Raw genomic sequence first — 13,743 nt, forward strand, 5'->3', positions numbered from 1 at the left:
TCCTGCAGACAATGAAAGTGGCTAAGCGATAGACAAGCTATTCGGCGCAAAGGATGCAATTCAATTGGCGTCCCCGAGTGCTTTGTTCAATGGCACATAAAACTCCGCGCACAGGGCATGCACCGCTTCCTGCGCCTGAGGAGTGACGTAGGCCAGCTCCAGCATCAGCACCTGGTAGACGCCACGACGGATGGCGTCTTCATTCAGGTGCGTGGCGTTTTCCCGCGTCGTACAGAGAAACCGTACCCACGATGTGAGAATGATCCAGGCATTGAGCGTCAGCGACTCGATCTGCACCTTGTCCATGTTCAGTATTCCGGCCTCGACGAAACCGCCGTAAATCGCCATCGCCTTGATCAGGCAATGCTGAGAGAACCGCCGATAGCGCGCCGCAAGCTCTGGGTCAGCATCAAGTAAGTGTTCGAGGTCACGATGCAGGAAACGATAGCGCCACATGCCATCGAGTATGGCCACCAGATAATGGCGTTTGTCTTCGACATTGGGCGGGCGACCGTTCGGCGGGTGCAGAAAGCCGTCGACCAGCGCTTCATACTCGCTGAACAGCTCGGCGATGATCGCCTGCTTGTTGGGAAAGTGGTAGTACAGATTACCCGGCGAAATCTCCATGTGCGCAGCGATGTGATTGGTGCTGACACTGCGCTCGCCTTGCAGATTGAACAGCCCCAGGCTGTTCTGCACGATGCGCTCGCGAGTCTTGATGCGTAGAGTTTTGATGCGCGGCGCCATACTCGACTCAAGCGTGTGAATGTAACCCAGATGTGCTGGATCTTAACGCAAGTACAACAGGTAGATCAGGCGCGTCCATTTGACTTTTTAGAGTATTGACTCTAGAAACGTCCCATGACCTCTGAAGGAACTGCTGCGATGCCTGCTGAATCCGTGCCCTCACCCTTGCCTGATGAGGCTTCAGCTACCCGCACTGACCTTGAACGAATGTTCGACACGCAACGTCAGGCGTTCGCAGCGAACCCCATGCCGGTCGCCAGTCAGCGCCTTCAGTGGCTCGACAGCCTGCGCAGACTGCTTAGCGACGAACGCCAGCCCCTGATCGACGCGATCAGCGCCGACTTTAGTCATCGCAGCGCCGACGAGACACTGCTTGCCGAATTGATGCCGAGCCTTCACAACATTCATCACGCCCGTCGTCATTTGAAGACGTGGATGCGCGCTTCGCGGCGCAGCGTGGGTCTGGCGTTTCAGCCAGCATCGGCGAAGGTCATCTACCAGCCGCTGGGAGTTGTCGGGGTCATCGTGCCGTGGAATTACCCGTTGTATCTGGCAATCGGCCCGCTGGTGGGTGCGTTGGCGGCGGGCAACCGGGTGATGCTCAAGCTCAGTGAGTCGACGCCAGCCACGGGAGCGCTGCTCAAAGCGCTGTTGGCCAAGGTCTTTCCTGAGGATCTGGTCGCTGTGGTCTTGGGCGAAGCCGATGTGGGCGTGGCATTCTCCGGCCTGCCGTTTGATCATTTATTGTTCACCGGGGCCACCAGCATCGGGCGCCATGTCATGCGCGCGGCGGCGGAAAATCTGACGCCGCTGACCCTGGAGCTGGGCGGCAAATCCCCGGCCATTGTTTCCCAAGACGTGCCAATCGCGCACGCTGCCGAACGTATCGCTTTCGGCAAGACACTGAATGCCGGGCAAACGTGTGTGGCGCCAGATTACGTGCTGGTGCCCGAAAATCGAGTCGATGAGTTCGTCGAGGCCTACAGACAGGTGGTGAACCGGCTTTATCCGGCACTGACTGATAATCCTGACTACACAGCCATCATCAATGTCCGGCAGGTGGCACGCCTTAATAGCTATCTGGACGACGCCAGCAACAAAGGCGCACGGATTATTTCGTTGTATGAGCAGGGCCAGGGACGACGGATGCCGTTCAGCCTGTTGCTGGACGTGCGCGACGACATGCTGGTCATGCAGGATGAAATCTTCGGCCCGCTGCTGCCTATCGTGCCGTATCGACGTATTGAGCAGGCCTTTGACTACATCAATCAGCGCCCGCGCCCGCTTGCGCTTTATTACTTCGGCTACAACAAGGCTGAACAACAGCGGGTGCTGGAGCAGACGCATTCCGGCGGGGTCTGTCTGAACGACACCCTGCTGCATGTCGCGCAGGACGACTTGCCCTTTGGCGGGATTGGCCCCTCTGGCATGGGCCAGTATCACGGGCATGAAGGATTTCTGACCTTCAGCAAGGCCAAAGGTGTGTTCATCAAACAACGCTTTAACGCCGCGCGGGTGATTTATCCGCCCTATGGCAAGGCGATTCAGAAGCTGATCTACACGCTTTTCGTTCGTTGAGCTCGGGGTCTGCGCCCAATCCCAATGCGTACTCGACCGCAGAGCCAGGCTTACTTGCCCATGCAGTGTCAGTGAATACCTTCGTCACTGGCCTATCGCTTTCACTGCCGTAGTAACCTCCGGCGGCTGCTACAGGGCTCACTCCAGAGTTCGCTCATTCCCGGCATTGCCGCGACTTGGCCGCCCCGCCACGCTGCGATACCATCCCGGTTCCCTACGAACTCCGACCAGGACGACGCGATGAACCGAGTGTTGTACCCAGGCACCTTCGATCCGATCACCAAGGGCCATGGCGATCTGGTCGAGCGAGCCTCGCGCCTGTTCGATCAGGTGGTCATCGCCGTTGCCGCCAGCCCCAAGAAAAACCCGTTGTTCCCTCTGGAACAACGTGTCGAACTGGCTCGCGAAGCAACCAAACACCTGCCGAACGTCGAAGTTGTCGGCTTCTCGACCCTGCTTGCGCATTTCGCGCAGGAACAGAACGCCAATATTCTGCTGCGCGGGCTGCGTGCCGTTTCGGATTTCGAGTATGAATTCCAGCTGGCGAACATGAATAAACAGCTGGCGCCGGATGTGGAAAGTCTTTTTCTGACCCCGTCCGAGCGCTATTCATTCATTTCGTCTACGTTGGTCAGAGAAATTGCAGCGTTGGGCGGGGATATCACCAAATTCGTGCATCCGGCCGTCGCCCAGGCACTCAAGGAACGTTTCAAGCCGGGTTCGTGAGCGATGTTCAGGTGCACACCGGACGTTAATGCGGCACAATTCGCCGCATTAGTTTTCAAATGCCTCGGCGTCGACCGTGGCAGGAGTCTCCATGTCCTTGATCATCACCGACGATTGCATCAATTGCGACGTCTGCGAACCCGAGTGCCCGAACGAAGCGATTTCCCAGGGCGAAGAGATTTACGTGATCAACCCGAACCTGTGCACCGAATGCGTCGGGCATTATGACGAGCCGCAGTGCCAGCAAGTCTGCCCTGTGGACTGCATCCCTCTGGACGAAAACCACGTCGAGAGCAAGGATGAGCTGATGGCTAAATATCAGTTGATCACAAGCAAGGCATAACGAAGGCATACCCTGTCGGCATATGCGCTTTCGCCGAAGGCACTGGCTTTAATGCCTGTTGACCTCAGCGAGATACGTATGAATCGAAGCTTGCGTGGATTCCGTCCTCGTTGGGCGCCGCTGTTTTGCTCTGCGCACGGCTCAAGCCAACCCCGATCATCCGGATCAGGCCGCCATCGCCACGTCTCACCCCCTTGCGACCGCAGCAGGTCGGGAAACTCTGATCGAAGGCGGTAACGCCTTTGACGCCGCCATCGCGATCAACGCAACCCTTGCTGTCATCGAACCCTACGCTTGCGGCTTGGGAGGCGGCGGTTTCTTTCTGTTGCGTCAGGCGGGAGAACCGGTGCAGTACCAGTTTCTCGATGCCCGAGAAAAAGCCCCGCTCAAGTCAAGACTCAAGATGTTCAACCGCCACGGCGTCGTGCAGCCGGATTTGTCCCTGAACGGTCCGTTAGCGGCTGCCATCCCTGGCTTGCCTGCCGCATTGGTTGAAATGGCCGAGCGCTATGGCCGTTTGCCGCTGAATATTTCCATGGCATCCGCTATTCGGGTTGCCTATAGCGGTTTCAGGGTAGACGCGGTGTATCGTCAGCGCGCTGGCTGGCGGCTGTTCGCCTTGCGCCCCAACAAGGAAAGTGCCCGGCTGTTCCTGCGTAACGGTGACGTGCCGAATCTGGGCGAAATCATCAGGCAGCCGGAACTGGCGCAAACGTTGAATCGCCGGGCCGGTTTTGATAGAGGTCTGACCGCGCAGGCAATGGTCAGCAGCGTTCGGACCGCAGGTGGGAGCTGGAATCACCACGACTTCGAAGAATACGACGTCGTCACCCGAACACCTTGCACTTCCAGCCAGTCGATCAACGCGAACTGATCAGCGCCCCGCTGCCCTCTGCCGGAGGGGTGGCGCTGGCGCAAAGCCTGTCCATGCCTGCAACAGCTGCCGCGGCGCGAATCCGGGAGTGTGCAACGGGCCCATTACGTGGTGGAAGCGCTTCGCCGCGCCTACCGTGATCGTGGACTGTTCGGCGACCCCGACTTCGTTCCCTCGGTACTCGATAACCAGGGCAACGCTGTTGCGGCGACGCTGCCTGTGAATTTGCCATTCGGCTCGACATTTACGGTGCCGGGCACAGGGGTCGTGCTCAACGACGAAATGGGCGATTTCGCCCTGGACTCCAAGGGCAGTGGTATCTCGGGTCCGGTGAGCGGACAGGCGAACACCATTGGACCCGGCAAGCGACCGCTTTCGAGCATGAGCCCCAGCTTCATCGAAAGCCCCCACGCCTTCACGTCCTTCGGCACCCCGGGCGGCAGTCGGATCCCCAGCATTGTGCTGCTGTCGATGCTGCAATATCTGGACGATCAGTTCGTGACCAACTGGACATCAGCCCCTCGCTCTCATTACCGGGACATGACCGACGCGGTGGAATATGAGCCAGGAGCGTTTACAAATGCGCAGTTGAGCGATTTGCGCGAGCGCGGATATGCCGTCAAAGAGGCCACGCGCGACTTCGGCAATGTGCAGGTTGTTCTGTGGCGCAAGAACAACGCTAGCGTGGAAGCCGCAAGCGATCCTCGCGGGGTGGGCGTTTCAGCGGTTTTCCGAGCGCAGGCGCCGTTGAACCCGGTACGCAGTTGCTCCGATCAATCCTGTTTGCCATAGCCGCTGGTGGTGCAACCCAGGCAGCGCACAAATGCGGCCTTGCCCGGATCGACCACCAGCGCTTTGCCGGTGGCGCCGAGGTTGCCTCCGGCGGCTGCGAATGGCGACGCCACCACGAACAGCACCGCGCCAGCCACTGTTGCTACGATCAGCAACGGACGAGCGATCAGCAGGTCACCGATCATCGCGTAAGCAGGAGGGTTCTGGATCTGATACACCGGATCGCCACTGCCTGAAGCCTCGACTTGCGCCATTGCCGGGGTCGTTTGCAGGCCAAAAAACAGGGCCAGCGTGACAGCGAAAATACGAAAAGGGCTCATGGCGTGATCCTTCAGGCGCAGCAGGAAAGGTGATGCTGCTCACTATAAACAGGCATTAGGGTTAAGCAAGGGAGGAGCGGCGCAATTATCGTAACTCGGCGTCAAGAGCACCATGCGGCTGCCGGAACCGGCTTGCTAACGAAGGCCGTGTCGCACACTCGTCCTTATTTCTGACATTTAGGGCAATAAACGCTTGCCCGCTGCCCCAGCTTGACCTCACGCATGTTTGTGCCGCAGACCTTGCATGGCTTCTCGCCACGTCCATAGGCGAACAACTCCTGCTGAAAGTAGCCCGGCTGGCCATCGCCGCCGATGAAATCACGCAAGGTTGTGCCGCCACGCTCGATGGCAGCGGCAAGAATGCGTTTGATCTCGATCGCCAGTTTTATATAGCGCGCCTTGGAAATGCTTTTGGCTTCACGACGCGGATCGATACCCGCGGCAAACAGCGCTTCGGTCGCATAAATGTTCCCGACGCCGACCACGACTGCGTTGTCCATGATGAATGGCTTGACCGCCATCGAACGCCCACGCGACAGCTCGTAGAGACGCAGCCCGTCGAACAGGTCGGTCAACGGCTCAGGTCCCAAGCGGGTCAGCAGTTCGTGATTGTGCGGGTCCAGACTCCACAACATCGCGCCGAAGCGTCGCGGATCGGTATAACGCAGGGCCAGCCCGGACTCCAGCTCGATATCCACATGCTCATGCTTAAGCGCAGGCAACCCTGCTTGGACCAGCCGCAAGTTGCCGGACATGCCCAAATGGCTGATCAATGTGCCAACTTCGGCTTGAATAAGCAGGTATTTGGCACGCCGCTCGACCACCACGATTTTTTGACCGGACAGCCGTATGTCCAGATCCTCCGGGATGGGCCAACGTAACCGGCGGTCACGCACGATCACGCGACTCACGCGCTGTCCTTCCAGATGAGGCGCGATCCCGCGACGGGTAGTTTCCACTTCGGGTAATTCAGGCATGGGCAACTCGATGGCGGGCGAAACGCGAACGCTAAGGTCAGTGGGCGCTCAGCTCGCGAATACTTTCCTTGAGGTTTTCAAAGTCATAGCCAGACAGACCCACGTAATCGAGAATCAGGTGACCGATGCTGTCCCACTCATAATCGTCGGGCTGATTACCCAACACGCGGTGGGACTCGCAGACATGCTCTGCCATTTTCAGGATCGCCAGCAGGTTCTTCAATGGCGCGTTGCGGCTTGAATCATCCTGAAAAATGGCCAGCGCGTTATGGTGATTGGCAATGGCACTGCTGACATGTTCGGGCAACCGCCACGACCTGGCAGTGAAATAGCCGACAACAGCATGGTTGGTATTGAGGATCCGGTTTTCCGTGTCGACTACCCGGCAATCCGGTCCGGCTTTGGCATAAGCGTCTTCCAACACGTTCATGTACTCGGGAAAGCGCTTGAGCATCAGTGGCACGCCACAGTCGTGAAACAGACCCAATGCGTAGGATTCGTCGACAGTCTGCGAGCCAATGCGCTTGGCCAACGTCAGACTCGTCATGGCGACGTCCTGCGCGGTATCCCAGAAGCGGTTGAGCACCACGATCGTTTCATCGCTCATTTCACCTTTGATCGACTGAGCGTTGATCAGGTTGATGACGGAGCGGCTGCCCAACAGGTTTACGGCCCGTTGAATCGAGGCAATCTTGTTGGTCAAGCCATAGTGAGCCGAGTTGACAATTTTCAGCAAAGCCCCGGAAAGCCCCGGATCTTGCGAGATCAGCCGGGCAATCACACCCAGATCAGGGTCAGGCATGTACTGCTCCATCTGCAAATCCACCATGATTTGCGGCTGGGGCGGCACGGTGATGCCTTGCAAGGCCTGCTGGATCTGCTCGGAGGTAAGCTCTTGGGACATAGGTAAACACTCAAGGTCGAGGGGTGATTCTACCGCTTACCGCCCATGGGTCGACAACCATTGAACCCTTCAAAACATCCGACAGGCAGCTGTCGGGTTAATTCATCCAGTACGCCTGCGGGCAGGATGACGCGTTATACTCCCGCTCTTTTTTTCGGAGCGACGTCATGTCCCTGCCCAGCTTGCGCCTCAAGCCCAACGCCGACCGTCGTCTGCGCGCCGGCCACCTGTGGATCTACAGCAACGAGATCGACGTTGCTACCACCCCGCTCAACGGCTTTGCTCCAGGCGCTCAAGCGATTCTTGAAGCAGCAGGCGGCAAAGCGCTGGGCATCGTCGCCATGAGCCCGAACAACCTGATCTGCGCGCGCCTGCTATCGCGTGACGTCAAATTGCCGATGGATAAGTCGCTGCTGGTGCACCGCCTGAACGTCTGCCTGTCCCTGCGCGAGCGCCTGTTCGACAAACCGTTCTATCGCCTGGTGTACGGCGACTCGGACCTGCTGCCAGGTCTGGTGGTTGACCGCTTCGGCGACATTCTGGTGGTGCAGCTCGCCTCTGCCACCATGGAGCAGCACAAGGACGATGTTCTGGCCGCGCTGATTCAGGTGCTCAAGCCAAGCGGCATCTTGCTTAAGAATGACTCGGCGGCTCGTGATGCCGAGGGCCTGAATCGCTACGTCGAAACGGCGTTTGGCCTGGTGCCGGAGTGGGTAGCGCTGGAAGAGAATGGTGTGAAATTCGAAGCGCCGGTGATGGAAGGCCAGAAAACCGGCTGGTTCTATGACCACCGCATGAACCGTGCGCGCCTGGCGCCATACGCCAAGGGCAAGCGCGTGCTGGATCTGTTCAGCTATATCGGTGGCTGGGGCGTGCAAGCCGGTGCCTTCGGCGCCAGCGAAGTGTTCTGCGTCGACGCGTCGAGCTTCGCGCTCGATGGGGTTGAACGCAACGCAGCGCTGAACGGTTTCGCTGAGAAAGTGACCTGCATCGAGGGCGACGTGTTCGAGGCCCTGAAAGAACTGAAAGCGGCTGAGGAGCGTTTCGACGTGATCGTGGCCGACCCGCCTGCGTTCATCAAACGCAAGAAAGACCTGAAAAACGGCGAAGGCGCCTACCGCCGCCTAAACGAACAGGCCATGCGCCTGCTCAGCAAGGACGGCATTCTGGTCAGCGCCTCGTGCTCGATGCACCTGCCCGAAGACGATCTGCAGAACATCCTCCTGACCAGCGCCCGCCATCTGGACCGCAATATCCAGTTGCTGGAACGCGGCGGCCAAGGCCCGGACCACCCGGTACACCCGGCGATTCCGGAAACGCGCTATATCAAGAGCATTACGTGCCGGTTGTTGCCTAACAGCTGAGGTCGGGATTCAACAGGACGCCATCGGGAGAAACGCGTCATATAGTTGGCCGTGTGATAGCAGACAAACCGGCCAACTGTGGTCACGCTCTCGACAACGGCCCTCACTGGTTGGTCAAAGCTCCAGGACCGCAGAAGCAATTCCGAAGTACACCAACACCCCGGCCGCATCGGCAATCGATGTGATCAGCGGGCCGCTGGCCACCGCCGGGTCCATCCGCAGGCGGCTGAACATGAAGGGCAGACTCATGCCAATGAGGCTGCCGATCAATACGATGACCAGCATGCTGCTGGCCACCACCATTGAAATTTCCCAGCCGCCACGCACCGCCCCCAAAAAGGCTACTGCTACCGCCATTGTGACGCCCAGCGCCAGGGCGACCGAGCATTCGCGCCATAGCAGGCGCAGCCAATCTTTAAGGACCACCTCGCCGGTGGCCAGTGCCCGGACCATCAGGGTCGCCGACTGCGCGCCGGCGTTGCCGCCGCTGTCCACCAGAAGCGGCAGGAAGAACACCAGCACGATGTTGGCCGCTATCACGTCTTCGAACACGGCAATGCCCGCACCTGAAAACAGATTGCCGAAGACCAGCAGCACCAGCCAGAACACCCGCTTGCGGTAGAGCATGGCCGCCGAAGCCGTAGCAATGTTGCCCAGATGCTTGCCGATCAGCGCGCCTTTGTGGAAGTCCTCGGTGGCTTCCTCGACCACCACATCCATGGCGTCATCGCAGGTCACGATGCCCACCAGAGCGCCCTCGGCGTTAACGATAGGCAAGGCAAGCAGGTCGTAATGGCTGATCAGGCGCGCGACGTCTTCCTGATCGGTGTCAACGCGCGCGCTGATGACCGGCTTGATCATCAGCTGTGTCACCGGCACGTGCGGCGCAGCAAGGATCAATTCGCGCAACGACACGGTGCCAAGCAACTGGCGTTGATCGTCGAGCACATAAGTCTGGTAGATAGTCTCCGCATCCGCTGCCTCGCGACGAAGCGCGTCGATAGCCTGTGCGGCCGTGAGTCCGGCGCCAATCGCAGAGTATTCACTGGTCATCACGGCGCCAGCGGTGCCCTCAGCATAGCTGGCCAGGTTGCGCAGGTCTTCGCGCTGCACATGAGCCAGCGCCGGCAGTAGAGCATCCCGGGCTGGCTGACTGATGCGGTTGAATAGGTCGGCGCGTTCGTCCGATGACATCGCGGCGATCAAGGCAACCTGAGCGCTGCGGGGCAATGTTTCGGCCAGTGCGGCCTGACGCTCCAAGGGAAAGTAGCCGAAGACCTCGGCGCGCTTCTGCAGGGGCAGTTCATTGAGCAGGCGGGTAATATCGGCCAGTTCCAGTTGGTCCAGGTAGCGGGCAATGTCAGCTGAAAGCAGATGGCTGGCGACAGCCTGTGGCTTGAGGTGGTGCTCTTGCAGGGAAGCGCGAAGCAGTTGAGCGAAGTTCAAAGTGGTCATGGTGTTCTCCAGACAACGGCGCGTGCCTGCCTGGAGAGCGGACGCATCAGCTCACAGACAAGGCCGCCACCGTTGCGGTCGGGCCAGATTGTGTGTTCTCGAGGAACTTAAACCGGGGTGGTCCATTAAGATGCTTTCTCGTTGACCGCACATGCGGCGCGGGGATATTAACCAAGCACGCAAGGCTAAAAAACCCGAAGGAAAAAACTCAGACATTTCCTACACACTCACGACTAAAGCCCCATGATCGGTCTTGGCATTCCATCCCGCCGCCAGCGGTGTAGAATCGGCCTATTCATCGCCAATCATCCCCCGGCGGGTTTATGAGCTCCGGTCGAGCACGCAGCGATCCTGTGGCGTCACCGACCTCATCCGCAGCGGCCGCGACCCGTCGCCGTTGCAATGGACCAAGAGAAGCTCACTCCCTTACTGAACCTGATTAGCCGCCCGGAGTGCTCCAATGCCTGATTACCGCTCGAAAACGTCTACCCACGGCCGCAATATGGCCGGTGCGCGTGCCTTGTGGCGCGCCACGGGGATGAAGGACGAAGACTTCAAAAAACCGATCATCGCCATCGCCAACTCCTTCACTCAGTTCGTACCGGGCCACGTACACCTCAAGGATTTGGGTCAACTGGTGGCTCGCGAGATCGAGCGGGCCGGTGGCGTGGCCAAGGAATTCAACACCATCGCGGTCGATGACGGCATCGCCATGGGTCACGATGGCATGCTGTACTCGCTGCCCAGCCGCGAGATCATCGCCGACTCCGTGGAGTACATGGTCAACGCCCACTGTGCGGACGCTATCGTCTGCATTTCCAACTGCGACAAGATCACCCCTGGGATGCTGATGGCTGCCCTGCGCCTGAACATTCCGGTGATCTTCGTTTCCGGCGGCCCGATGGAGGCCGGCAAGACCAAACTCGCCAGCCACGGCCTGGACCTGGTCGATGCCATGGTCATCGCCGCGGACTCCACCGCTTCAGACGAGAAAGTCGCTGAATACGAGCGCAGCGCCTGCCCGACTTGTGGCTCGTGCTCCGGCATGTTTACCGCCAACTCGATGAATTGCCTGACCGAGGCTTTGGGCCTTGCGTTGCCGGGCAACGGCTCGACCTTGGCGACCCACAGTGATCGCGAGCAACTGTTCCTGCAGGCCGGCCGCACCATCGTCGAGCTGTGCCAAACCTACTACCGCGATAATGACGACTCGGTGCTACCGCGCAACATTGCCAATTTCAAGGCCTTTGAAAACGCGATGACCCTGGACATTGCGATGGGCGGCTCGACCAACACCATCTTGCACTTGCTGGCCGCCGCTCAAGAAGCGGAGATCGCGTTCGACCTGCGTGACATCGATCGCCTGTCGCGCCGTGTGCCGCAACTGTGCAAGGTCGCGCCGAACATCCAGAAGTACCACATGGAAGACGTGCACCGCGCAGGCGGCATTTTCAGCATTCTCGGCTCGCTCGCCCGAGGCGGATTGCTGCACACCAACCTGCCAACCGTGCACGCCAAATCGATGGAAGAAGCCATCGCCAAGTGGGATATCACCCAGACCGACGACGAGGCGGTGCATCACTTCTTCAAGGCAGGCCCTGCCGGTATCCCGACGCAAACCGCATTCAGCCAGTCGACCCGCTGGGACACGCTGGATGACGACCGCGAGAACGGCTGCATCCGCAGCGTCGAGCATGCCTATTCACAGGAAGGTGGCCTGGCGGTGCTGTATGGCAACATCGCACTGGACGGCTGCGTGGTGAAGACCGCTGGCGTGGACGAATCGATCCACGTGTTCGAAGGCAACGCGAAGATCTTCGAAAGTCAGGACAGCGCCGTGCGTGGCATCCTCGCTGATGAGGTCAAGGCCGGCGACATCGTGATCATCCGCTACGAAGGCCCGAAAGGCGGCCCGGGCATGCAGGAGATGCTCTACCCGACCTCCTACCTGAAATCCAAAGGTTTGGGTAAAGCCTGTGCGTTGTTGACCGATGGCCGGTTCTCAGGGGGCACTTCGGGTCTGTCCATTGGTCACGCTTCGCCTGAAGCGGCTGCTGGCGGCGCGATTGGTCTGGTACGAGATGGCGACAAGGTGCTGATTGACATTCCCAACCGCTCGATCAATCTGCTGATCGACGATGCTGAGATGGCGGAGCGTCGTGCCGAGCAGGACAAGAAGGGCTGGAAACCGGTGGAAACCCGCCCACGCAAAGTGACCACGGCCCTCAAGGCCTACGCCCTGCTGGCGACCAGTGCCGACAAGGGCGCTGTGCGTGACAAGGCGCTGCTGGACAAACTGGTGCCGTAAGCGGCTCAGCAGGCAGCAAGCAAAAAGCCCGGCGGCAATGCCGGGCTTTTTATTGGGTATCAGAAACGCCACCCGTGCTGTGGAAGCGAGCTTGCTCGCGACGCGTCGGGTCCGGCACCGCAGGGGGACTGACGAAACGCAATCGCGGGCAAGCGCCTTCCTACACGTTGAGTAGTGCCAGCCTTACTGAATCTCATCCGGTTTGACGATCACCCAGTTCTTGTCCGCCGTCACCGGCAAACCTTCCTTGGCTTGGGCCTCGGCATTGGACTTCATCATGCCTTCGAGCTGAGTCATGTACTTGTCCTTGCGATTGATCCACAAGTGGATGCCACCCTTACTGACATCGACGCCATGGAACAACATGTAGCCATCGCTGGTGGGCGTATCACCGCCGACGATTACCGGTTTTTTCCATTGATCGATGTAGGTCAGGATCGCTGCCTGCTTGCCCGCCATCCAGGTCGCCGGGGTCCAGAGGTACGGCGTCAGCTCAAGACCGAGGTTGGCTTTCTCGTCGTACTTGCCTGCGCTGATCTGCTTGCGCGCGGTGGTCAGTTCGCCGGTGTCGCGATTTTTCAGCAACGTGGTCACACCGATTACGTTCTGCGGTTTGACGTTGTAGCCGTATTTAGGATCAGAGGCGACCATGCGCACCAGTTCCTCGGACGCCGCGGTCATGACGTAGACCTCGATGCCGTTTTCCATCAGCTTGTTGAACAGCTCCGCCTGGCCTGTGAAGACTTTTGGCGGCTCGACATTGATGCTCTTGACCACATCGCCATCGTAGTAGGTGCTCGGCACAGCCTTGCCCGATGCCATCAATTCGTCGACATACCCCTTGAGCTCCTTGAGCGTGAAGCCCGAGAAGACCTGCGCGACCCACGGATAGCAGACCATGTCGTCGATTTCACAGAGCCGGTAGTAATAGCTGAACAGGCTTTCCTTGTGGTCGGCGGTGTCCTTGAACGGAATCAGTTTGAGAGAAGGATCGAGCGTTTCGCGGGTGATCAGCCCTTTGTTTTCCATGTAGGGCAACAGCGACTCTTCCAGGTCATAGCGATAGCTGGTGTTGTCCATGTCGAAAACGGCGAAGTTACCCTTATTGGCATTGGCCGCAATCATCTGGTCGAGCTGCTTGGCTGCCGGTGCGGGCCAGTGCGTCAGCTCCGTGGAAAATACCTGCCCGGCAAGCCCCAGACACAGCGCAGCGGCCAACAGCTTTGGTGCGAGCTTCATAACGGTTCCTCCCTTCATATGGTTTAAGGCTGGACCGTAACAAAAACCCGTTACTGTTTGGATGCGTCAACGACGGCACACGTTCTGATGCCGCCACGTTGGTACGGTTCGCGACA

General features: G+C 59.1%; 11 protein-coding genes and 1 pseudogene. 6 read left to right on the forward strand and 6 right to left on the reverse strand.

Features of this window, described 5'->3' with window-relative positions; all coding sequences use genetic code 11:
• Positions 1-60: 60 nt before the first annotated feature.
• Positions 61-747: a TetR/AcrR family transcriptional regulator gene (locus EC915_RS20470; RefSeq protein ID WP_133752333.1), complete on the reverse strand. Its 687-nt coding sequence runs from the start codon at positions 745-747 to the stop codon at positions 61-63.
• 138 nt (positions 748-885) lie between these two features.
• On the opposite strand from EC915_RS20470, the gene EC915_RS20475 reads away from it, so the two are divergent.
• From EC915_RS20475 to EC915_RS20490, 4 genes and pseudogenes are all read left to right on the forward strand, one after another.
• Positions 886-2,325, forward strand: coding sequence for a coniferyl aldehyde dehydrogenase (locus EC915_RS20475; protein ID WP_133752334.1), 1,440 nt, complete (start codon positions 886-888; stop codon positions 2,323-2,325).
• A 240-nt stretch (positions 2,326-2,565) separates the two neighbouring features.
• A complete protein-coding gene (gene coaD, locus EC915_RS20480) occupies positions 2,566-3,051 on the forward strand; it encodes a pantetheine-phosphate adenylyltransferase (RefSeq protein ID WP_133752335.1) in 486 nt (161 codons plus the stop codon).
• A 91-nt stretch (positions 3,052-3,142) separates the two neighbouring features.
• A complete protein-coding gene (locus tag EC915_RS20485) occupies positions 3,143-3,394 on the forward strand; it encodes a YfhL family 4Fe-4S dicluster ferredoxin (protein WP_074752410.1) in 252 nt (83 codons plus the stop codon).
• 130 nt (positions 3,395-3,524) lie between these two features.
• Positions 3,525-5,060: pseudogene (locus EC915_RS20490) on the forward strand (gamma-glutamyltransferase family protein).
• Here EC915_RS20490 and EC915_RS20495 read toward each other — a convergent pair.
• The 3 genes from EC915_RS20495 to EC915_RS20505 all read right to left on the reverse strand — a co-directional run bounded on the left by EC915_RS20495 (position 5,042) and on the right by EC915_RS20505 (position 7,207).
• On the reverse strand, positions 5,042-5,380 hold the full coding sequence (locus EC915_RS20495; protein WP_133752336.1) for a multidrug transporter: 339 nt from the start codon (positions 5,378-5,380) through the stop codon (positions 5,042-5,044). The pseudogene EC915_RS20490 and the gene EC915_RS20495 sit on opposite strands and share 19 nt — an antisense overlap.
• 164 nt (positions 5,381-5,544) lie before the next feature.
• Positions 5,545-6,357, reverse strand: coding sequence for a bifunctional DNA-formamidopyrimidine glycosylase/DNA-(apurinic or apyrimidinic site) lyase (mutM, locus tag EC915_RS20500; protein ID WP_133752337.1), 813 nt, complete (start codon positions 6,355-6,357; stop codon positions 5,545-5,547).
• Between the two features lie 37 nt (positions 6,358-6,394).
• On the reverse strand, positions 6,395-7,207 hold the full coding sequence (locus tag EC915_RS20505; protein ID WP_166651049.1) for an HDOD domain-containing protein: 813 nt from the start codon (positions 7,205-7,207) through the stop codon (positions 6,395-6,397).
• A gap of 221 nt (positions 7,208-7,428) precedes the next feature.
• On the opposite strand from EC915_RS20505, the gene EC915_RS20510 reads away from it, so the two are divergent.
• The gene (locus EC915_RS20510; protein WP_133752339.1) at positions 7,429-8,625 is read left to right on the forward strand and encodes a class I SAM-dependent rRNA methyltransferase; all 1,197 of its coding nucleotides are present in this window, start codon (positions 7,429-7,431) and stop codon (positions 8,623-8,625) included.
• 114 nt (positions 8,626-8,739) lie between these two features.
• On the opposite strand, the gene mgtE is transcribed toward EC915_RS20510, so the two are convergent.
• Positions 8,740-10,080 (reverse strand): magnesium transporter, encoded by a 1,341-nt coding sequence (mgtE, locus tag EC915_RS20515; protein ID WP_133752340.1) that lies wholly within the window; start codon positions 10,078-10,080, stop codon positions 8,740-8,742.
• Between the two features lie 460 nt (positions 10,081-10,540).
• On the opposite strand from mgtE, the gene ilvD reads away from it, so the two are divergent.
• The gene (ilvD, locus tag EC915_RS20520) at positions 10,541-12,388 is read left to right on the forward strand and encodes a dihydroxy-acid dehydratase (protein ID WP_133752341.1); all 1,848 of its coding nucleotides are present in this window, start codon (positions 10,541-10,543) and stop codon (positions 12,386-12,388) included.
• Between the two features lie 183 nt (positions 12,389-12,571).
• Here the strand turns inward: ilvD and EC915_RS20525 are convergent, their stop codons facing one another.
• Complete coding sequence (locus EC915_RS20525; protein WP_133752342.1) at positions 12,572-13,627, reverse strand: haloacid dehalogenase-like hydrolase; 1,056 nt, start codon at positions 13,625-13,627, stop codon at positions 12,572-12,574.
• Positions 13,628-13,743 lie beyond the last annotated feature (116 nt).

Origin of the sequence: Pseudomonas sp. LP_7_YM (genome assembly GCF_004364435.1) — a bacterium.
Lineage (GTDB): Bacteria > Pseudomonadota > Gammaproteobacteria > Pseudomonadales > Pseudomonadaceae > Aquipseudomonas.

Coding starts and splice junctions, on each gene's coding strand:
- EC915_RS20470 (WP_133752333.1), bottom strand. CDS start 747: ATGGCGCCGCGCATCAAAACTCTACGCATCAAGACTCGCGAGCGCATC.
- EC915_RS20475 (WP_133752334.1), top strand. CDS start 886: ATGCCTGCTGAATCCGTGCCCTCACCCTTGCCTGATGAGGCTTCAGCT.
- coaD (WP_133752335.1), top strand. CDS start 2,566: ATGAACCGAGTGTTGTACCCAGGCACCTTCGATCCGATCACCAAGGGC.
- EC915_RS20485 (WP_074752410.1), top strand. CDS start 3,143: ATGTCCTTGATCATCACCGACGATTGCATCAATTGCGACGTCTGCGAA.
- EC915_RS20495 (WP_133752336.1), bottom strand. CDS start 5,380: ATGAGCCCTTTTCGTATTTTCGCTGTCACGCTGGCCCTGTTTTTTGGC.
- mutM (WP_133752337.1), bottom strand. CDS start 6,357: ATGCCTGAATTACCCGAAGTGGAAACTACCCGTCGCGGGATCGCGCCT.
- EC915_RS20510 (WP_133752339.1), top strand. CDS start 7,429: ATGTCCCTGCCCAGCTTGCGCCTCAAGCCCAACGCCGACCGTCGTCTG.
- mgtE (WP_133752340.1), bottom strand. CDS start 10,080: ATGACCACTTTGAACTTCGCTCAACTGCTTCGCGCTTCCCTGCAAGAG.
- ilvD (WP_133752341.1), top strand. CDS start 10,541: ATGCCTGATTACCGCTCGAAAACGTCTACCCACGGCCGCAATATGGCC.
- EC915_RS20525 (WP_133752342.1), bottom strand. CDS start 13,627: ATGAAGCTCGCACCAAAGCTGTTGGCCGCTGCGCTGTGTCTGGGGCTT.